19 protein-coding genes are annotated in these 18,691 nt (G+C 53.2%); 9 read left to right on the top strand and 10 right to left on the bottom strand.

Going from position 1 to position 18,691, the window contains the following annotated elements; all coding sequences use genetic code 11:
- Positions 1 to 14 precede the first annotated feature (14 nt).
- Together JNUCC32_RS22090 and JNUCC32_RS22085 are read right to left on the bottom strand one after the other, a co-directional pair.
- The gene (locus JNUCC32_RS22090) at positions 15 to 599 is read right to left on the bottom strand and encodes a TetR/AcrR family transcriptional regulator (protein WP_192569851.1); all 585 of its coding nucleotides are present in this window, start codon (positions 597 to 599) and stop codon (positions 15 to 17) included.
- Between the two features lie 6 nt (positions 600 to 605).
- Positions 606 to 1,355: an alpha/beta fold hydrolase gene (locus JNUCC32_RS22085; RefSeq protein WP_192569850.1), complete on the bottom strand. Its 750-nt coding sequence runs from the start codon at positions 1,353 to 1,355 to the stop codon at positions 606 to 608.
- A 221-nt stretch (positions 1,356 to 1,576) separates the two neighbouring features.
- On the opposite strand from JNUCC32_RS22085, the gene JNUCC32_RS22080 reads away from it, so the two are divergent.
- From JNUCC32_RS22080 to JNUCC32_RS22070, 3 genes are all read left to right on the top strand, one after another.
- Complete coding sequence (locus tag JNUCC32_RS22080) at positions 1,577 to 3,556, top strand: peptidase U32 family protein (protein ID WP_192569849.1); 1,980 nt, start codon at positions 1,577 to 1,579, stop codon at positions 3,554 to 3,556.
- A 111-nt stretch (positions 3,557 to 3,667) separates the two neighbouring features.
- Complete coding sequence (locus JNUCC32_RS22075) at positions 3,668 to 4,966, top strand: aspartate aminotransferase family protein (protein WP_192569848.1); 1,299 nt, start codon at positions 3,668 to 3,670, stop codon at positions 4,964 to 4,966.
- 20 nt (positions 4,967 to 4,986) lie between these two features.
- Complete coding sequence (locus JNUCC32_RS22070; RefSeq protein ID WP_192569847.1) at positions 4,987 to 5,862, top strand: UbiA-like polyprenyltransferase; 876 nt, start codon at positions 4,987 to 4,989, stop codon at positions 5,860 to 5,862.
- Positions 5,863 to 5,928: 66 nt separating this feature from the next.
- Here JNUCC32_RS22070 and JNUCC32_RS22065 read toward each other — a convergent pair whose 3' ends face one another.
- Complete coding sequence (locus JNUCC32_RS22065; protein WP_192569846.1) at positions 5,929 to 7,677, bottom strand: alpha-glycosidase; 1,749 nt, start codon at positions 7,675 to 7,677, stop codon at positions 5,929 to 5,931.
- 343 nt (positions 7,678 to 8,020) lie between these two features.
- Here JNUCC32_RS22065 and JNUCC32_RS22060 point away from each other — a divergent pair, with 343 nt between their 5' ends.
- Both JNUCC32_RS22060 and JNUCC32_RS22055 read left to right on the top strand, forming a co-directional pair.
- Positions 8,021 to 8,281: a metal-sensitive transcriptional regulator gene (locus tag JNUCC32_RS22060; protein ID WP_012818820.1), complete on the top strand. Its 261-nt coding sequence runs from the start codon at positions 8,021 to 8,023 to the stop codon at positions 8,279 to 8,281.
- A gap of 97 nt (positions 8,282 to 8,378) precedes the next feature.
- Complete coding sequence (locus JNUCC32_RS22055; RefSeq protein ID WP_096774647.1) at positions 8,379 to 9,392, top strand: NADP-dependent oxidoreductase; 1,014 nt, start codon at positions 8,379 to 8,381, stop codon at positions 9,390 to 9,392.
- Between the two features lie 170 nt (positions 9,393 to 9,562).
- Here the strand turns inward: JNUCC32_RS22055 and JNUCC32_RS22050 are convergent, their stop codons facing one another.
- The 3 genes from JNUCC32_RS22050 to JNUCC32_RS22040 form a co-directional block, all read right to left on the bottom strand.
- The gene (locus JNUCC32_RS22050) at positions 9,563 to 10,054 is read right to left on the bottom strand and encodes a cytochrome c biogenesis protein CcdC (RefSeq protein WP_009595968.1); all 492 of its coding nucleotides are present in this window, start codon (positions 10,052 to 10,054) and stop codon (positions 9,563 to 9,565) included.
- Positions 10,055 to 10,163: 109 nt separating this feature from the next.
- Positions 10,164 to 10,739: a TetR/AcrR family transcriptional regulator gene (locus JNUCC32_RS22045; protein WP_192569845.1), complete on the bottom strand. Its 576-nt coding sequence runs from the start codon at positions 10,737 to 10,739 to the stop codon at positions 10,164 to 10,166.
- Entirely contained in the window at positions 10,736 to 11,455 is a 720-nt protein-coding gene (locus tag JNUCC32_RS22040; RefSeq protein ID WP_192569844.1) for an MBL fold metallo-hydrolase, read from the bottom strand. The genes JNUCC32_RS22045 and JNUCC32_RS22040 overlap by 4 nt, the downstream gene beginning before the upstream one ends.
- A 228-nt stretch (positions 11,456 to 11,683) precedes the next feature.
- On the opposite strand from JNUCC32_RS22040, the gene JNUCC32_RS22035 reads away from it, so the two are divergent.
- The 3 genes from JNUCC32_RS22035 (at position 11,684) to JNUCC32_RS22025 (ending at position 13,938) form a co-directional block, all read left to right on the top strand.
- Positions 11,684 to 11,875, top strand: coding sequence for a hypothetical protein (locus JNUCC32_RS22035; RefSeq protein ID WP_009595964.1), 192 nt, complete (start codon positions 11,684 to 11,686; stop codon positions 11,873 to 11,875).
- A 142-nt stretch (positions 11,876 to 12,017) separates the two neighbouring features.
- Complete coding sequence (locus tag JNUCC32_RS22030) at positions 12,018 to 12,548, top strand: sigma-70 family RNA polymerase sigma factor (protein WP_192569843.1); 531 nt, start codon at positions 12,018 to 12,020, stop codon at positions 12,546 to 12,548.
- Positions 12,541 to 13,938, top strand: coding sequence for a DUF4179 domain-containing protein (locus JNUCC32_RS22025; RefSeq protein WP_192569842.1), 1,398 nt, complete (start codon positions 12,541 to 12,543; stop codon positions 13,936 to 13,938). Before JNUCC32_RS22030 ends, JNUCC32_RS22025 begins: the two co-directional genes overlap by 8 nt.
- Before the next feature lie 258 nt (positions 13,939 to 14,196).
- Here JNUCC32_RS22025 and JNUCC32_RS22020 read toward each other — a convergent pair whose 3' ends face one another.
- The 3 genes from JNUCC32_RS22020 to JNUCC32_RS22010 form a co-directional block, all read right to left on the bottom strand.
- A complete protein-coding gene (locus JNUCC32_RS22020) occupies positions 14,197 to 14,607 on the bottom strand; it encodes a hypothetical protein (RefSeq protein ID WP_192569841.1) in 411 nt (136 codons plus the stop codon).
- A 138-nt stretch (positions 14,608 to 14,745) separates the two neighbouring features.
- Entirely contained in the window at positions 14,746 to 15,132 is a 387-nt protein-coding gene (locus tag JNUCC32_RS22015; protein ID WP_012818828.1) for a hypothetical protein, read from the bottom strand.
- A gap of 163 nt (positions 15,133 to 15,295) precedes the next feature.
- Positions 15,296 to 16,456, bottom strand: a complete 1,161-nt coding sequence (locus JNUCC32_RS22010; protein ID WP_192569840.1) for a copper amine oxidase N-terminal domain-containing protein — start codon at positions 16,454 to 16,456, stop codon at positions 15,296 to 15,298.
- Between the two features lie 237 nt (positions 16,457 to 16,693).
- On the opposite strand from JNUCC32_RS22010, the gene JNUCC32_RS22005 reads away from it, so the two are divergent.
- Positions 16,694 to 17,767, top strand: coding sequence for a lactonase family protein (locus JNUCC32_RS22005; protein WP_192569839.1), 1,074 nt, complete (start codon positions 16,694 to 16,696; stop codon positions 17,765 to 17,767).
- Between the two features lie 156 nt (positions 17,768 to 17,923).
- Here JNUCC32_RS22005 and sleB read toward each other — a convergent pair whose 3' ends face one another.
- Positions 17,924 to 18,583 carry a spore cortex-lytic enzyme gene (gene sleB, locus JNUCC32_RS22000; RefSeq protein WP_009595961.1) on the bottom strand — a complete coding sequence of 220 codons (660 nt, stop codon included), beginning with the start codon at positions 18,581 to 18,583 and terminating at the stop codon, positions 17,924 to 17,926.
- Between the last annotated feature and the right edge of the window lie 108 nt (positions 18,584 to 18,691).

The following is an 18,691-nucleotide window of genomic DNA, read 5'->3' as shown; positions in this document are numbered from 1 at the left end:
CGGCTCTTTTGGCGTTACGGGCAAAACTCCTTCAGCATCTGCTCCTTCACTTCTTCAATGGGGAAGTGCAGGGGATAGGTGGATATCATCAGCATGATGCCCTGAAGGGTAGAAGAAAAGTACAAGGAGCGCTTGCGCGGCTCGGGTACTCCGAGACTTTCGAATATGCGGCATTGAATCTCAAATTGCCGTGCAGCCTCTTCCACAAGACGCTTGCTGTAGGGAAACAGCTCTTGATCCGCTTCGGGCTGTGTTTGAAGATGCAAGTAAAAACGGAATACCTCCGGCTGCTGATAGACGTTGTCGATGGCTTGCTCCAAAATATATTTCAGCTGATCCGCTGGTGCTTGGAGTGAAGCGGAATTCTCCATAACTTCGGCAACGCTTGCGATTCGCTCCTCGACCATAGCGGCAAGAAGTCCTTCCTTGCCTGAAAAATAATTATAGAGCAGCCCTTTGGATGTACCGGCTTTCTTGGCTACATCGCTAATGGAAGTGGCATGGTACCCCTGATGGATAAACAAATCCATGGCAGTTTCCAAAATCTTCTCTTTTGCCATCTGGCGTATGCGTTCGTTCTCGATGGGTGAGCGTGGCATAAATCTTCATTCCTTTACGAATGGGGTGATATGAAGGGATAACTCCTCCGGATGCGTTAGCGTGACCATGTGATCCGCTCCCGCGATGGTGGCAAATCGAATGCCTGGAACCCTTCGAAATTGTTCTCCTACCTGCTGGTTATCGGTCAGTTCATGATCTCCTATGATGAACAGCGTTCTGGCCGAGATATCCTGTAATCGATCCATCGCCGGCGGCTCTGGCCAAACCGAGTCAAAGGTGGACCAGGTAAACGTCCGCTCGAAATGGTGGCGAAGCATTTGGACCATCAGCTCCCGCTCGGCGCGGTTCCTTGTAATTTCATAAGAAGGCGGCTCAATGCACAACTCGATCATTTTCTCGATATCAGGGGCAGCGGCGCTTACCCCGAGCATGTAGGTTTGCATTTCCTCAGAATAAGGGAAGCCGGACAGGGCGGGCGCTATGACAATCAGTTCCGATACCCTTTCAGGATAATGGATCGCGAACTCCGTGGCAATCCGGCCGCCCATAGAATGACCGACAATCGCAGCTTGCGGAATATCCAGATGATCAAGAAGAGATAACAAGTCTTCAACAAAATTCGGCGGCTGAGCGGGAGAGGGAGAGCGTCCGGCTCCGCGACCGTCAAAGGCAATGACGCAAAAATGCTCCGCTAAAAGAGGGACAAGATAACTCCAGTCCCGCAGATCGGCTCCACCGCTGTGAACAAGGACGATAGGCTTACCGTTTCCATGAACTTCATAGTGCAGATCCAATAGAATACCTCCATTCGATTTTCAATAATGTGAAGCGCTTGATGAACATTATTTTATTATTGAATGAACATTCGGTCAATATAAAATTGATTCGTATCTTGATTTGCTTTTCAAAGCTGGGATCCTACTGTGAATATCGCTGTGAATTAATTCACTAATCATATTTGTGAATTATGTTACAATTGAAAAAAATATATTTTTCGGAGTAGGGGGAACGGACTGTGGCTCGTTATTTTAATGGTAAAGAAGTGGAACTGTTGGCTCCAGCCGGAACATTCGAGATATTCAAGACCGTCATTGACGCAAACTGCGATGCCGTATATTTCGGGGGGCCATCGCTGAACATGCGTATGATGCGCAAGGGATACAACTTAAGTTATGAGGAGGTCGGCGAGGCCGTCCAATTGGCGCATGACCGCGGGAAACGTGCCTACATTACAGTGAACAACCTGATGAATGAAGAGGACTTGGAGGAAGCGAAGCGCTACTTCGCCTTTCTGAACGAGATCGGCCCGGATGCCATTATCGCGCAGGACCTGGCCGTGTTTCCCTTGATCCAAGAGATGAATTACACGAATATTCCGGTTCACTCCTCGGTCATGATGAACGTGCACAACCTGGAAATGATCGAAGCTCTCAAAGCATTGGGCGTTTCCCGCATCGTGGCTTCCCGCGAAATGGACCTGAAAACGGCAGAGGTGCTGCAGGCCAGGAGCGGGATGGAGTTCGAGTATTTTGTGCACGGCGACATGTGCACGGTTCACGGGGCCAACTGCCTGTACAGCTCGATGCTGTTCGGCAACAGCTCTAACCGCGGGCGCTGCATGAAGCCTTGCCGCTGGGATTACCGGGTGAAGAAGGACGGCTATCTCTATCCGACCGAGTATCCGCTCGCGGCCAAGGATATGTACATGTACGAGAGCATTCCTGAGCTGATCAAGTCCGGCATCACCAGCTTCAAGATTGAAGGACGCATGAGGGACACCGAGTTTTTGCTGATGGTCGTGAATTCGTACGGAGATGCCATCGATCGTTATATTGCGGATCCGCTGGGCTACAATCGCGAGGCGGGGGCGGACACGCTGCATAAACATCGCAAGCGCGATTTCACGACGGCTTATGCCTTCGGCAAGCCGGGACTGGGCTTCATTAATCGCCGCTATGAGGGAACGGGCAAGTTTTACAGTACGGGGAAGGTGTTCAGTACGCCTACCGCCGAACGCGAGACGAAGGAGGAACGGGTGCTCCAGGTGAAGGAATCGCTTCGCCATGCGAAGCGGGAACGGCAGGGCACGTCGATTCCGCAAATTACGGTGCATGTCAACACGGTAGAGCAGGCCCGTGCGGCATTAGAAGAAGGAGCGGGCGTCATTTACCTGACGGGGGACGTATTCCAGCCGGATCGTCCGTTTGGCCGCAAAGACATCGAAGCCTTGACGGCGGATAAAGGGGACGCGGAGATTGTCCTTGGCATGCCCCGCATGATGAATGAGCTTCAGATGGAGCAGTACCATCAGTTTCTCAGCGCAGGCAAGGAGTTTAACCATTATGGTCTGGACGGCCTGCTTGCGACCAACATCGGTGCCATGCACAGGTTTCAAACCATCGGGCTGCCGCTGATCGCCGATTTCAGCCTGAACATCTACAACCATATGGCGGCTTCGTTTTATCAGGACCATTTTGGCATATCCCGAATCAATCCGTCCCTAGAGCTTCAGCTCCATGATTTGACAAAATTGCTGCGTCATCCGGAAATTCCCCTTGAGATCATCGTTCACGGCTCGCCAATCGTCATGTATCTGGAGCATGATTTATACGCCAATGCCGCAGAGTTCGAGCCCATAGCGGAAGAGGACAACCGTTTCGTGGATAACCGTCATCTCGTGCTGCTTACGGATAAAGGGGAGAATCCCGTATACCGGGACGCCGCAGGGCGCAACCACTTGGCGCTGGCGAAGGAGCTGTGCTACATGCCGATCCTGAAGGAGCTGTATGAAGCCGGCGTCCATCATTTCCGCATCGAAGGAAAAACGTATACGACCGAGCAGCTTCGCAGCCTGGTGCGGTTATATCGTCAAGCTTCGCTGAACCTGGATGCATGCGGCAGGCTGTATCAAAGCATGGCACCGGTATACGCCGGGTTCACGCTCGGTTCGCTCCAATTCGGCCATTCCCTGGAACTGGAGCTGACGGAAGCATGATATCCGCATAGAGACGGGGCAGGAAGATGATCCGATGCGAGGCGCCGTTGTCCTCAGTCTCTTTTCACCGAACATGGAAAAACGGAAATAATCGAAAGAGGAGGAGCATCCATGAAACATGAAGGCCATACGCATACCGGTCCGGAAGCCGTCGCTGCCAAGCGCCTGCGGTACGGCTATCCTTGCACGGCGCATTTCTATAGCGAACCGCCCCAGATTGTCAGCGGCAAGATGCATAAACTTTACGGCCATGATGGCAAAGCGTATATCGACTTCTTCACGGGGGTGTCGGTTGTCGCCTGCGGCCACTGCAATGAAGCTATTACCGCAAGAACGATTGAACAGCTGCAGACGCTGCAGCATACGTCAACCATTTACCTCACCCAGCCGATGGTGGACCTGGCGGAGAGGTTGGCAAACGGCGTTTTGCCCGGCAACCTAAAGCGAACGTTCTTTGTGAACAGCGGCTCCGAGGCGAATGAAGGCGCACTGCTTGTTGCGCGTCTGCATACGAAACGCCGCAATTTTCTTGCGCTGGAATACGGCCTTCATGGCCGCACCTTCCTGACCATGAACGTGACCGGCATTCCGATGTGGCGTGCCGACGATTTCCTGGATGAGGACGTGGCTGCGTTTATTCCGCGACCTTATGATCCCGGCATGGACCAGGATGCCGCTGCCCGCCGCTCCCTGGATGCCTTGGCGAGCGTGCTCGCTGCGAAGGGAGACAGCTTTGCTGCCATGATCGTAGAGCCGATCCAAGGCAACGGGGGAATGATCGCGCCGCCGGATTGGTATTTCCGCGAGCTGAAGGCGATGCTGGAGGAGCACGGCATTCTCCTGATTGCCGACGAAATCCAGACAGGCTGCGGCCGCACCGGACGCATGTTCGCGATCGAGCATTACGGCATCGTGCCCGATATTCTCACCATGGCGAAGGCCTTGGGCAATGGCGTGCCGATCGGCGCGTTCTGCACGACGGATGAGATCGCCGCCAGTCTGAATCGGCCCTCCGCCTCGACCTTTGGCGGCAATCCGGTATCATCCGCCACGGCGCTTGCCGTATTGGATTACATCGAGCAGGAAGGCTTGGTCGAACGTTCTCTGCGCGTTGGCGGGCGGCTCATCGAGGGCTTGAGGGAGCTGCAGGGCCGATACGAGCTTATCGCCGATGTCCGAGGCAAAGGGTTTATGGCCGGAGCCGAAATCCGGGGTGCGACCGACGAGGAGAGCGCAGCACGGACGGATATTATTCTGGAGCGCATGAAGGATGAAGGCTTTATTATCGGTAAAAATGGGGTGGGCCGAAACGTGCTGGCCTTTCAGCCCGCCATGATCATCCCGGAGGAAGGGATCGAAGCGATGCTCCGTGCCTTGGATAAGGTGCTGGCAGGGTTATCCCAAACATAAACGAATGAGGTTGGATCCGGATGCAGATGATGTATAAAGTCGTTCATAAGACCAAAATGTTCGGAGAACTGGTGATGTTCTCCCACACGCTGTTCTCGCTGCCCTTTGCGATCATATCCATGGTCTGGGCCGCCGGCGGCGTGCCGTCATGGCATGTCGTGCTGTGGTCGTTGATTGCGCTGGTGGCCGCCCGCAACGGGGCCAATGCCTTCAATCGCGTCGTCGATTTGAAGTTCGACGCGGCCAACCCGAGAACGGCGGACCGCCATATGCCAAGAAAGCTTCTGCTGCCTCGCGAGGTGTACGTATTTGTGGTCGTTAACTTTGCCGTCTTTATTCTCGCGGCCGGCATGCTGAATCCGCTCTGCTTGGTGCTATCACCGGCAGCGATTGTGCTGATCTGCACGTACTCGTACACCAAGCGCTTCACCTGGCTGTGCCATCTGTACCTGGGCTTTACGATCGCTTCGGCTCCGATCGGGGCATGGTTTGCCGTAACGGGGGAGTTGGCCTTCATTCCGTTTATCATCGGCACGGTCGTGATGCTGTGGATTGCGGGATTTGATATCATCTACGCCACGCAGGATATCGAATTCGATCGCAGCACCGGCTTATGGAGCATTCCCCGCGCGTTTGGATTCGAAGGCGGACTGCTCATTTCCAGAATGCTGCACGGGATTATGGTCATGCTGCTGCTTTCCCTTTACTTTATCCAAGGTTTGGGCTGGCTCTACTTGACGGGAATTGCCGTCTCGGTGCTGCTGCTGGCCGTGGAGCATCGCATGATCAAGCCTTCCAGCCGCAGGCGGATGCAGCTTGCCTCCTACAATCTGAATCAGGTGATTAGTCTGACGATTCTGCTGTTTACTTTGGCGGATCAGTTTTTGCTCGGATAAAAAAGACTCCCTTCGACTGCCGGCCCGCATACTCGGGCTCGATGGCATTCAAAGGGAGTTTCGTGTTTATTGCCCGGCTTTCAAGATCGTAAAGCCGTAAGCAGGCAGCTTCACGGTCAGCTGGCCTTGCTTCGCGCTGAGGCCTTCGCCGTTCCACAGGTTCGTCCACTGGCGGTCCAGCACAGGGAGGGTCATCGTGTTGCCCGCCTTGTCGTTGTTGACGGCAATGAGGATCGTTTCATTGTCGTCCTCGCGCAGGTAAGCGATTTTGCCCCCGTTCTTCTCGGCCTTCAAAAATTTGAAGGTTCCCGTGCGGAGAGCGGAATGCTCTTTGCGGAGCTTAATGAGCGTTTGGTAGAAATGGAAGAGGTCTTTGTCGTGTTTCGACTCGTCCCACTCCATGCATTTGCGGCAGCCCGGATCGTGCCCGCCGTCCATGCCGATTTCGTCGCCGTAATAGATGCAAGGCGTGCCGAAGTACGTGAACTGGAACATGGCGGCCAGCTTCATCAGGCGTTTGTCGCCGTTCGCCTGCGTTAACAGTCTTGCGGTGTCATGGCTGTCCAGCAGGTTGAACATCACTTCGCTGGCCTGTCTTGGATAGCCGGCAAGCTGCTTGCCGAGCATGAACGAGAACTTCTCGGCATCGGCGGTACGGTTGATGAAGAAATCCAGTACGGCATTCGTGAACGGGTAGTTCATGACGGCGTCGAACTGGTCGCCTTCCAGCCAGATGGAGGATTCATGCCACACTTCGCCAAGGATGTAAGCATCCGGGTTGGCTTTTTTTACGACTTGGCGGAATTCGCGCCAGAAGCTGTGTCCCACCTCGTTGGCTACATCCAGGCGCCAGCCGTCGATGCCCGTTTCCTTGATCCAGTACTCCGCAGCCTTGAGCAGATAAGCCCGGACTTCCGGATTCTCCGTATTCAGCTTCGGCATCAGCGGCTCGAACGCAAACGTATCGTAGGTCGGAATGCCATCCACCACTTCCAGCGGCAGGGAGCGAACGTAGAACCAATCCTTGTATTTGGAGTTCAAACCGTTCTTCTGCACGTCGACGAACGGGGCAAACGTTCTGCCGGAATGATTGAAGACCGCATCCAGCAGAACGCGGATTCCGCGCGCGTGGCACAGATCAACGAGTTTCTTCAGCGTGTCCTTGTCGCCGAACTGCGGATCGATTTCCATATAGTCTTCGGTATCGTATTTATGGTTTGTCGTTGCCGTGAACAGCGGCGTGAAATAAATCGCATTGACGCCGAGCTCGCTTAAATGGTCGAGATGGTCGATAACCCCTTGAAGGTCACCGCCGAAGAAGTTCTTCGGCGTCGGTTCGGCACTGCCCCAAGGCAAGGCGCCTTCCGGGTCATTGCTCGTGTCCCCGTTCGCGAAGCGTTCCGGGAAGATTTGATAGAAAATCGCGTCTTTGACCCATGCCGGCGGATGAAAAACGTCATCCGGATTGATGAACGGGTACTCGAACAGGCGGTCCGGATTGGCCGGCGGCTCCGTCAGGAAATCATATTCGGTCATCCAGCGCTTCTCGTCGCCCTGCTGCAGCAGGAAGCCGTATTTCAAGCGGCGGTATGGAGGAGTTGCTTCACACTCCCAATAGTCAAACATCTCATCCGAGGACAGCTTGGTCATCGGAATGTATTCCATCGTTTGATCCCACAGGTACTTGTCGCCTGCAAGGGCATACACTTCGGTAAGGTCGTCCTTTTTGGTGCGGATTCTGAGATGGATGGTCGTGCCGTTATAAGCGTAGGACCAGTTTTTGCGCGGGCGGTGATAGATGGCTTCCAGAAACATCGATAATTCCTCCTTAAATAGTAAAATAAAAAAAGGCACAGCCAGGACTATGAATAGCCGAGGTTGTACCTTTGTAAGATAACATTGCCTTTAAATTATGAGGTTTGAATCGGGTTGCTTATGAATTCATTAGCTGATTAAAAATATACCACGCGTTCTGAGCGTATTCAAGCCCTAAGTACAAGCGGCAGATCTCCGTGCTGCATCGAAGCCGGAACGACCAGGTTCTTTAGCGAGATCTTGCCGGGAGGGGCAGTCAAGAGGAAAGAGCCGGCGTTTGTTGTATAATAAAGGGATAAGGGCAAGCCTGACAAGCAGATACGCAATGAGGAGGACAACATATATGCAATACGACGATCAGATGAAAAACCGGATCAAGCGGATTGAAGGACAGCTTCGCGGCATTTTGAAGATGATGGAGGAAAACAAGGACTGCAGGGAGGTCATCACGCAATTATCCGCTTCGCGTACGGCAATCGACCGGACCATTGGCGTTGTCGTAAGCTCCAATCTGGTGGACTGCGTGCGCAAGGCCGAAGCGAACGGCGAGGATACGGAGAAGCTTGTGCAGGATGCCGTTAATTTGCTCGTAAAGAGCAGGTAGGGGATGAAGGACGGGCTTCGGCAAAGGCTAGGAAATTGGTAAACGGACAAAATGGGTAAAGATAAGATGACGGCTTTACTAAAAGGAGGGTACTCAGATGTCCGTGAATGAACGAATTTTACTAGCCAAGCGGCCGCAAGGCATGCCGGAGGAGTCGGATTTTACGTTTGAGGAGCAGCCTTTGCCCGTACCTCAAGCCGGAGAAGTCCTTGTACGGACCGTGTATTTATCGGTAGACCCGTATATGAGGGGCAGAATGAGCGATGCCAAGAGTTATGCCAAGCCATATGAGGTAGGGCAGGTTATCGCCGGAGGCGCAGTAGGGCAGGTCATGGAATCGACGGATCCGACCTATCGGGAGGGCGATTTTGTTGCAGGCACCTGGGGCTGGCAGCGCTTTGCCGCCGTACGCACCGGGACGCTGCGCAAGGTCAACCCGGATCTGGCACCCGTCTCGACCGCGCTGGGCGTGTTGGGGATGACCGGTTTGACGGCTTATTTCGGACTCCTGGATATCGGTCAGCCGAAGGAAGGGGAGACGGTGGTTGTATCGGGCGCCGCTGGCGCCGTTGGCATGATTGTCGGGCAGATTGCCAAGATCAAGGGAGCCCGGGTGGTCGGTATTGCCGGTTCTGACGAAAAGACCGGATACCTGACCGGGAAGCTCGGCTTTGACGTTGCGATCAATTACCGGACCGAAGATGTGGCTTCGGCTTTGGCGGAAGCTTGTCCGGGCGGGGTTGACGTCTATTTTGACAATGTCGGCGGCGAGGTGTCGGATGCGGTTCTGCGCCTGATCAACAAAAATGCGCGGATCCCGATTTGCGGCCAAATCGCGCTCTATAACCTGGAGAAGCCGGATACGGGCCCAAGAATCCAGAGCCTGCTGCTGACCAATACGGCTCTGATGAAGGGCTTTCTGGTCGGCGATTACGCCAGCAGGTACAATGAGGCGCTGCAGGAGCTGGCCGAATGGCTAAGGGATGGCAAGATTCAGTACACCGAGAATATCGTCGACGGCTTCGACAAGACGATTGAGGCGTTTCTGGGGCTGTTCTCCGGAGAAAATCTCGGGAAACAGCTGGTGAAGGTAAGCGAAGAACAAAGCTGATCCTTTGACATACAAAAAATAAAAGAGTGTCGATTTCACGACTTCGCAAGTCTCCTCGGAGGGAGCTTTGCGGCTGGAAGGGCAATTGCCTCCCGGATGGCGTGATTTTCGGCACTCTTCTTTTTGCGTTTAACTAAGTTTCATGACTGGTTACGATGGAACGTGACCGCTTATATCGCCGCCTCCGGCGTCATGAACTGCTGATACTGGCGGTACATCGAAATGCGCCAATGGACAATCATGCCGTAAGCCAGCATGAAGAACAGCGCCGCGGTCTGCGGGATGGAAATATGCTGTTCAATATATCCATGGAGCAGGAGCCTGACAGCCAGCAGGCCAAGCAGAATGTACACGAAGCTTTTCGATCTCTGCATGAAGATCTGGCCGTCGACCTTCTCGAATTTGGTGCTGCGGATCAGTGGGTACGAGAAGATGAACCAGCCTACCAAAAAGGCGATTCCCGCCCACCATAAAGGGATGCGTACCTGCGGCTCAACGAACATCAGGAATCCGGTGCTCATCGCTACGGGAGGGATGATAATCTTCTTGACGGTTACGGGGCGGTTGCTCGCCTTCATTCGAATGAAAATAACGGCCAGCGCCATAACCAGCATCGCGATCGTAGAGCCTATCTGAAGAATTGGGGAATCGAAATTAACCACAATTCAGACCTCTTTCCATAAATAAAATGACATCACAATGTGCTGCCTTATGATTATAGCACATTCTGATGCCAGGCAAAATCAGGCAGGCGCAGGAGGTACGGCCCTTCTAGCGCCGTCCGTCTTGAAGATGTAGCCCGGTGACGAAACTCCGGATCATGAAATCCAGGCTGTCGTCAACACTCAGATCCATGGCGAATTGGCCCGCGCGTTCCAGGGAAGAGAAACCGTGGCATAGACTGCGAAGGGTCCGTACGGCATGCAACGCTTCCGCCTCGCTGAGCTGGTAAGGGGCCAGGATTTGAAGCAGCAGCTCGACAATCTGATTCCCTACTCGCTGCGTCTCCTGTTCTTCGGGACGGACAGGCTGCAATGCGGCTTCGTACAATCCGGGGTGTGTTCGAGCAAAGTTGACATAAGTAAGGCATACAAGGCGCAGGGCATCTTCGCCCGACCGGCCGGCGACAGCCTTCAGCAGTTGGTCATGGAGCGTCTGGAGACCATGCCGCATCAGGGCTGCATGCAGACCGGAAAGCCCGTCTACGTGGTTATACAGGGAAGGGGAGCGAACGCCCAGCTTGGCTGCAAGCGCAGCCAGGGTCACCGCGTGAAGTCCCTCCCGATCCGCTAATTCGGCAGCGGTTTGAAGCAGTTGAAGCCGATCGATGCCGGGTCTTGGACTCATCGTGCATTCCTCCTGAACGATGATTCGGCTTCCGCAACGGCCTGCTGCATGGCACCCGCCGGATTTCTCAGCATCCGTCCATGGCCGACAGCCAGAACGGCGGGCTTGAGCGCGGTAAGCACTCCGGCGCTTTCCAAGGCCTGCTCCTTGCTCCAGGTGGCCATGGCAGGGAACGGAAACCATGGTTTCATGACGCCCGATACGGCCAATCCGCCACGCGTCTGCCAAGCATCGCCGGCGATCAGGATGCCGCTGCGCTCATCGAGAAACGCCATATGCCCCGGCGTGTGGCCTGGAGTCGCGATGGCTTTGAGGGAACCAATGGAGTCCCCGTCCTCCAGAAGAACGTCCGGAACGGTGCTAATGTTCTTCGGGATATCCCCGCGTATCGGCGTTTGCGGCTCTCCGGGCTGAAGCTCGGCATTTCCTTTCAACAGCAGCGCATCGCGCCGCGAGATGCAGACCGAGGCATTCGGAAGCTCCTTCTTTAATCCGTCGAGCGCACCGACATGGTCGCCGTGGGCATGGGTCAACACGATCCGTTTAATGGGTTTTCCGATATCGGCCGCAGCCTGCAGGATTCCCTTTTGGGAAAATGACATCCCCGCATCGATGAGGGTAACCCCATCGCTTTCTTCTACTAGGTAAACATTGATCGGAAAAAGGCGAGGAAGAAAAGAAATTTGAGTCACCTGTTCAATCGTCGTTTTTAACATAAAGCCGAACCCCTTTCGCTTAAAACTAATGTTATTAGTATAATAACTAATGATATTAGTTTTAGCAAGCCTGATTTTAACATTTTCATGAATAGAGCCTTTGAACCACTAAAATTTTTATATATTTACCAAATTTTGAGTGCAATTTTCGTCGGTTTGCGTTACCATAAAGATAGATATACGGAAAAAAATGTAGGTTGTTTAGATGAAGGATGAGGGGCGGACGATATGGATATGTTCAAACGCATCGTACTTCTGATGGTCATGTATGCCTTCTCCGCAGTTCTGTTATACGTAGCCAGCCAGCACACGCCATACCTGCTTCCTGTCATCTGGATCTCCGCTCTGATGCTGCTGTTATGCGGCATCGGTTATCTGGGATACCATTATTTCTTTAAAGGACGCAGAAGACGAAGTTAATTGGGACTGACATACAAGTCTGCCTTGCCCGGGCGGGCTTTTTTTGTGCATAAAAATAAAAAAACCGTTTGATTGGCTTAGCAGTCTTTATATAGAGTGAAGTAAACAGCGAGGCAGGTCGAACGAGGGGAAGGTATATCGGATGTTGGAAACTAAAGAGCTGGCGGCTGCGGCATGCAGGGGAGACGAGGAAGCGTTCTATGCACTCGTCACCGAGTATCGGAGGCGCCTATACGGAATTGCGTACAGTTATCTGCATAACGAGAGCGACGCTTTGGAGGCATTGCAGGAGACGGTATGCCGGGCGTGGATGAAATGCCGGAAGCTGAAGCATCCGGAGGCGTTCGTCCCTTGGCTCATTCGGATATTGATTAACTGCTGCGTGGATGAACAGAAACGGAAAAAGCGCATGCTTCCCGTAGAAGAAGTGCGCAGCCGGGAGACGGCTGCGGAGATGGTCAGCGACAGCAAGCTGGATCTGGAGCGCGCGCTGAGCCGCATGAAGCCCAAATATCGCCATGTGCTGATCTTGAAATATTACCAGGACATGACGATCAGCGATATCGCGCATATTCTCGATGTACCGGAGGGAACGGTCAAAACCCGGCTGCATCAAGGATTAAAGCTGCTTCGGCAAAAAATCGAGCCAGGAGGTGCCGTATTCCATGTATGAGAAGGAAGAGCGGATGCTGAACGAGATGAATAGGGATGCGGAGATCTACACGGCGGTTGTGTCCGATGAAGCATTGGAAGCGGCTGTTCGAAGCGGAATGCGGAGAGGACGGGGCATGCAGCGGAGCCGGAAGCGAATGGCTGCCTTTTCTTCCGTGATCGCCACTGTAGCTGCCGCACTGCTGTTCGTGGTATGGGGCGGAGATGGAGGCATCGTGGAGCCGAAGGAGCAAATGGCGGCGCAAGGGCCGTACCCGCCATTGACCGGGTTTGATCTCGGAGAAGATATTACGCTGAATACGGCTAACCAACACGGCATGATCCAGCCGGTGAATCAATCGGTGACCCGGGGGGATTATACGATAACGCTGAACGGGATACTTGTCGGCTCCCAGCAGATGGAGGTGTTTTATACGATCCAAAACGATGCGGAGTATCATGCGGACCTAAAGCGGGTCGAGATGAAGCGTAAGGGCTCCAGCCAGTCGCTGCCATATAGCATCGGGTCGTCGGGTGGAACCCAGATTAAGCCCGGCCAAACATTCCGTTCCCGATCGGATATTCATATGGGCGAGAACCAATTCGTGCCCGAAGAAATGACGTTATCTTTTAGCATCGCCCCTTATACAACGAATACGGTGCATCAATCCTCGGCAGAGGGCGAGCAGGTTCTCGATATCGACGTATCCGTTGATATGGAGACCGTCCAAAAGTTTACCCGCACGATTCCGCTCAACAAAATGCTGCAGATTGAGAGTCAAAGGTTCTATTTGAAGGAAGCCGTGTTATCCCCTGCCGGCATCGTCTTGAAAGCGAACATCCCTTCGACCAATACGATGAAGGTATCCGGTTTATGGGACGTGTATTTGGAAACCGCGGTGAACGGCGAGCAGATCCGATTGAACAGCGATTCCGCATTTTTGCCTGGTGCGGGAGGAGGGGACATGACATACTTCTTCGACAGCAATATATTGGAGAATCCGGAATCAATCACGCTGAAAGCGAGCGGATTCCAAGCGGTGGACCCCTCCGAGATGAAACTTGTAGTCGATACGGATAAGAAGGAGATTCTTCGTGCACCGGACGGCGATCTTCGGTTCGGAGCGTACACGGGGCATACGCTGACATTGGAATACGAGGAGCGGGCTGACCGGCATATGGGCAGCGTATCGATTGAGCCGGAGTTCGTGGACGGGGAAGGGAACAAGCATACAATTAACGAGGACGCAGGTGGACTCAGTTCCTCGTCCCGATCCTCTTCGGATACCGGGAAAAGCCTCATCACGCAGTATATCCACCTTAAACCCGGGGATTACCCGCAGCCGCTCACGTTTACGTTAAGCAGCTACCCTGGCGTTATGGAGCAGGCATTCGAGGTGCCGATTCGATGAGATTAGAGATGCTGAAAGCTCATCAGAATGACCAATGCGCCGAATGCCAAGGTTACTTTACCCATAAGTTTTAAGTACCATATTCTCAGATCGCTGGGTTCCGTGTCATCTCTCGATCTTCTGCACCACCAAGAGTACGGATTGCGGATGGCATAAATGCCGATCCCGGTGGAAAAAGGAACCGCCCCCGACCATGAAGGCCGGAGGACGGTTCCTTTTTTCTCATTTATTTAAATCCTGGATCATGGGTCGATGCCGCTATTCCCTGCGCTCGGTAGGGGAGCTTCCTGCCGGTCCTTTAGCATCCAGCAGCTCGATCAGAGCTTTGGGCACGCCGTTGAGGATCAGCCATTGGCGAAGCGTTTCGATGGCACGGATATGGCCGTTGCCTTCATCCCGCCAGGTCAGCAGCTCGACAACCTTAATGACGAGGAGCATCAGCTCCATTTTGTCATGCTCGGTTTGGTCTGCGCGGACTTTTTGGAATACGGCTTCTTTCTCCCAATCAAGCAATATCTCTTCCCCGATGGTCGGTCGCATGAGTGAATAGCTGTAATCGCACTCCGGGCAGTGAACCGTGGTGAACTGTTCGGATGTGAACGTAACCCCGATTTCCGTTTGACACTGGCGGCAGTGGAATTGGACTTGAATTGCCGTGTTCGTTTCCATGTCTATGTTGCCTCCTTCAAAGAGAAAGGTATCTACTTTTACCCAATAGTCGGTAACTGTGACCCATCTTTCCCTTAAGGAGCAGTTTGAAACATGAAAAAGAATCGCCCTCAATAGGCGATTTTTCAAGGAAAAAAGTCAGCGTTTCCTTCTACTCTGCGAGCTCTTCACATGGGTGAACACATTATAGAGGAAAGCGAGAACGCCCAGCGTTACCAGAACGCCTCCCACGGCAATGACCGGCTCTACCGATTCGATGCCGCTCATCAGCAGGGCAAGACCGATCATCATGACGGGCAGACCGATATTGTGCAGCCAGAAATGCACTTTGCCGGCAGTGGACTCCCCGGCAGCCGGGAACAGAACATAAATAACGCCTGCAAGAGCCAGGGACGCCCAGCCCAGAAGATTGACGTGTGCGTGAACCGAGGCGTAATCGTAGCTGTGGGTGATCGACATGTACATGCCGAGCAGCACCCCGAGCACGAAGTAAACAGCAGCGATTTTGATTAATTTAATCCCCATAAAACCCCTCCTTTATGGATTACTATTATGATATATGTCACCTGGGGCGAAGTAGACCTAGACGGAGGAGGATTTCATTAAAGAAGATGCAAAAAAAGAAACCGCGAATTTCCCTTGCTGGGAATTCACGGTTATTACGTAAGCTTTTCATGATATCCACAATCTATTCAAGCTCCAGCACGTCATAGATCAGCCATTTGCCTTCGGTTCTCTTGAGCCAATAGAGCGACGTCGAATAGATCGTTTCGCCGTCCGCATCATCGCTTTCTTCGGCATAAACGACGGCGTCTTCTCCTTGGAAGAAGACCGTCCGGAGCTCCTCCGATTTGAGGTTGAAATTCACCTCATCGAAGATGCCTTCCTCAATGCTGGTTTGGAACATCTCGTGGAAGACCGAGTCCGGGTGAATGACGGACATGAGCAGCGGGCCATTCTCCTCATTGAAGCCCTTGTACTGAATGTCGATAGACTCCACGATGGCTTTCTGCTCCGCTTCCGGCACTACGGGACGAGCTTCAAGCAGTTTGTCTCCGAGGAAATATTCTGTCTCGTACAGGTTCAAATCATAGATTTTCCATGCGCCCGACGCATCCTTCTTCAGGAGATTCTCGTAATGGAGCGTAACATCCCATGCAAACGGCCCGCCGATGCGGTCTAGGCTCACACTGGTGTAGGCGTGGATCGACGTTCCGGCTACCGCTACATCCCATACGTCCGCGGATACATGTTTGTCGTTCTTGAATTGATCCTGATAGTTTTGCTTAACCTCCGCAAGAACGGGAGATTCGGGATGGAATACGCTCATAACTTCGTCCAGTTTCTTGGCGCTTCCAGCCTCTTCAATGATATGGTAAAGCTTCTTCACCTCGTCTTCGGCTTTGGCGTTCGCACCCTCGCGGTCAATCTTGACGGTACGCGCCTTGGAATCCCACTTTACCGGGAGTCCGGTGGCTTCAGCCACAAAACGAAGGGGAACCAGCGTATTGCCGCCTTGAGTGAAAGGAGCGATCTGCAGCGTGGTTTTTGCGCCATTGACATAGGCGGTCTTCTGCCCGATCGTCATCTGCAGCTTCTGATCGAGATATGTACCCGTCACCTGCTTGTTCGCGCCGTTCCAATGGACCTTATAATCCAGGGCTTGGAACAAAGGGCGGAATTGAACGAAAGTGACTCCGTTCTTCATGATCGGCGCCGCCGCAAATTGAATTTCCCGGTTATCGAGATAGACCCTGATTTTCCCTTGATCCTTTGCCGGAGCGGCTTGGGCCGCGCTTGCGAACAAGAACAGGAAAGCGATAGCCAGTAGGCTGATTTTTTTCTTCAATGTGCTGTCATCTCCTTCAACGAATGATAGAATAGAGAGGTAATTGTGGTAATCGTACATGATAAAACCAATGGTAGCAATACATTTCTTTATGTGCAGTAATTGGTAGAGACAGCGCGGTGACGGCTTGCCGGAACGACTTAAAAAAAGGCGGTAGGCATGGGGCTCCGATGGGTAATACATAGTAAGAATCAGGCCGGGCCACCGGATCATTCATCAGACAAAGGAGTGGATCACATGACAGCAGGACAGGAACTGATATTTTACATAGGAACCTATGGTTCGGAAGAAGAGAATCGCATTCATTGGGGGGCGATGGATCGGGCTACCGGGGAGCTGCGCCTGTTAGGCGGTACGGCAGGCATCGAGAACCCGACCTATCTGGATTTCGATGACTCGATTTCCGTATTGTATGCAGCGAGCGAGAAGGGCGAAAGCGACGTGTCGGCTTATTCGGCCAATCTGGTCACCGGCGAATTGACGCTGCTGAATGTTCAGTCTACCTGCTCGTCCGGCGCGTGTCATGTATCCCGCACAACGGACGGGAAGCATCTGCTTACGACAGGGTACGGCGATGGACAAATTTCGGTGCTGGCATTGGAGCAGGACGGACGGGTCGGCGAGCTGGCCTCCAAGATCAAGCACAGCGGACGCGGCCTTCGCGATGACCGTCAATCTGAGGCGCATCCCCATTCGATATTCCAAGACCCGGTCAACAAGTATATCCTGGTCAGTGACCTGGGGATGGATGACGTGATTGTGTACCGGCTGGAAGACGGAAAGCTGGTGACCCACCGCGAGATCAGCCTGCCGCCAGGATCCGGCCCGAGGCATGTGGCATTTCATCCGTCTGGCAAGTGGGTATACGGCACGAACGAGCTGAACAGCACGGTAACGGCATACGCGAACGACGCAACGTTCGGGGATCTGAAAATATTGCAGCATATCTCGACCTTGCCGGAGGACGTCGTGATGGATAGCAATACATCGGCCCATCTGCTGGTATCTCCTTGCGGCCGTTACCTGTATGCCTCAAATCGGGGCCATGACAGCATCGTCCAATATGTAATCGACCAGGAAGCCGGTACGCTCCGTGCCGTCAACTGGGTGTCTTCCGGCGGCAAAACGCCGCGCCACTTCAATATACTGCCGGATGGCTTCCTGCTTACGGCGAATCAGGATAACGGATTGATCGCAAGCTTCCGGATCGACCCGGATACGGGGAATCTGGTCTCTACGGGCTATACGTTGGAAGTCACGCGCCCGGTGTGCATTTGTCCCGTGGAGAAGGCCAAAGCAAACAAACGTTAACTTATATGAAAGAAGAAGCAGCTTGAAGACCCGGGAAGGGAATCAAGCTGCTTCTTTTATGCGTCTCTCCTTGCCCGCAGCGACGGACAAGGAACAAGGCGTCGAAAATTCTGTCTTCGTGTGTTTCAGCTAATGAAAGATTAACTGAATGAATCCTTAATGAGCAAAAATATGATTGCCGATCTGCAGCACTTGCGGCCTGGACCAGATCCAGTCGCTGGTCGCGGTTTTAGGATTGAAATAATACAGGGATTCGTAAGTCGGATCCCAGCCGCGAACGGCATCCAATGCGGCAAGATAGGCGGAACGGTTCGGCGTCAGCCAGTATTGTCCGTCATCCACGGCCGTAAAAGCCCCTTTTTGAAAGACGACGCCCCGAATGTCATTCGGAAATTCGCTGGATTGAATGCGGTTCATGACAACGGCCCCGACCGCAACCTGCCCTTTGTACGGCTCACCGCGGGCTTCGCTGTAAATGACTTTGGCCATGACGTCCATTTCGGATTGATTCAACGTATATTTTTTCAGCTGTCTCCAGGTTTGCGCACCGGTAATTCCATCGGCTGGCACGCCGTATTCTTTTTGAAAACGGCTAACGGCTGCTTTCGTGTTTGCGCCATATTTGCCATCCAGCGGCTGCGTGTAGAAGTCCAGCGTTTTCAGGCGATATTGAAGGTCCCAGACATCCCCGTTTTCACTGCCGGGCTTTAACAGCGGAGCGGCCTCCGTCGTTTGGGCGAATGTCGGCAGGATCAGAAGAACACTAAGGAAAAAAGCAGATATGATTTTCCGTATTGGCTTTCTTATCGTGATCAACTCCTTTGGGGTAGAATTATAAGGTTGGAAACGGGTTCATACAACCATCAGTAAATGGAAATCCGCGCCGTGACCGCGTTTGTTGTACCAAAAATGGTTCTATGGTCC

The sequence above is a fragment of the Paenibacillus sp. JNUCC32 genome, from assembly GCF_014863545.1.
In the GTDB taxonomy this organism is placed as follows: Bacteria; Bacillota; Bacilli; order Paenibacillales; family Paenibacillaceae; genus Paenibacillus_AQ; species Paenibacillus_AQ lautus_A.
This window is presented reverse-complemented; position numbering and strand designations above follow the sequence as displayed.

What these genes read in the sequence shown, in the direction of transcription:
- JNUCC32_RS22030 (WP_192569843.1), top strand. Translation starts at nt 12,018, where the DNA reads ATGTTGGAAACTAAAGAGCTGGCGGCTGCGGCATGCAGGGGAGACGAG.
- JNUCC32_RS22045 (WP_192569845.1), bottom strand. Translation starts at nt 10,739, where the DNA reads ATGAGTCCAAGACCCGGCATCGATCGGCTTCAACTGCTTCAAACCGCT.
- JNUCC32_RS22055 (WP_096774647.1), top strand. Translation starts at nt 8,379, where the DNA reads ATGTCCGTGAATGAACGAATTTTACTAGCCAAGCGGCCGCAAGGCATG.
- JNUCC32_RS22075 (WP_192569848.1), top strand. Translation starts at nt 3,668, where the DNA reads ATGAAACATGAAGGCCATACGCATACCGGTCCGGAAGCCGTCGCTGCC.
- JNUCC32_RS22090 (WP_192569851.1), bottom strand. Translation starts at nt 599, where the DNA reads ATGCCACGCTCACCCATCGAGAACGAACGCATACGCCAGATGGCAAAA.
- JNUCC32_RS22040 (WP_192569844.1), bottom strand. Translation starts at nt 11,455, where the DNA reads ATGTTAAAAACGACGATTGAACAGGTGACTCAAATTTCTTTTCTTCCT.
- JNUCC32_RS22070 (WP_192569847.1), top strand. Translation starts at nt 4,987, where the DNA reads ATGCAGATGATGTATAAAGTCGTTCATAAGACCAAAATGTTCGGAGAA.
- JNUCC32_RS22025 (WP_192569842.1), top strand. Translation starts at nt 12,541, where the DNA reads ATGTATGAGAAGGAAGAGCGGATGCTGAACGAGATGAATAGGGATGCG.
- JNUCC32_RS22020 (WP_192569841.1), bottom strand. Translation starts at nt 14,607, where the DNA reads ATGGAAACGAACACGGCAATTCAAGTCCAATTCCACTGCCGCCAGTGT.
- JNUCC32_RS22060 (WP_012818820.1), top strand. Translation starts at nt 8,021, where the DNA reads ATGCAATACGACGATCAGATGAAAAACCGGATCAAGCGGATTGAAGGA.
- JNUCC32_RS22065 (WP_192569846.1), bottom strand. Translation starts at nt 7,677, where the DNA reads ATGTTTCTGGAAGCCATCTATCACCGCCCGCGCAAAAACTGGTCCTAC.
- JNUCC32_RS22015 (WP_012818828.1), bottom strand. Translation starts at nt 15,132, where the DNA reads ATGGGGATTAAATTAATCAAAATCGCTGCTGTTTACTTCGTGCTCGGG.
- JNUCC32_RS22035 (WP_009595964.1), top strand. Translation starts at nt 11,684, where the DNA reads ATGGATATGTTCAAACGCATCGTACTTCTGATGGTCATGTATGCCTTC.
- JNUCC32_RS22005 (WP_192569839.1), top strand. Translation starts at nt 16,694, where the DNA reads ATGACAGCAGGACAGGAACTGATATTTTACATAGGAACCTATGGTTCG.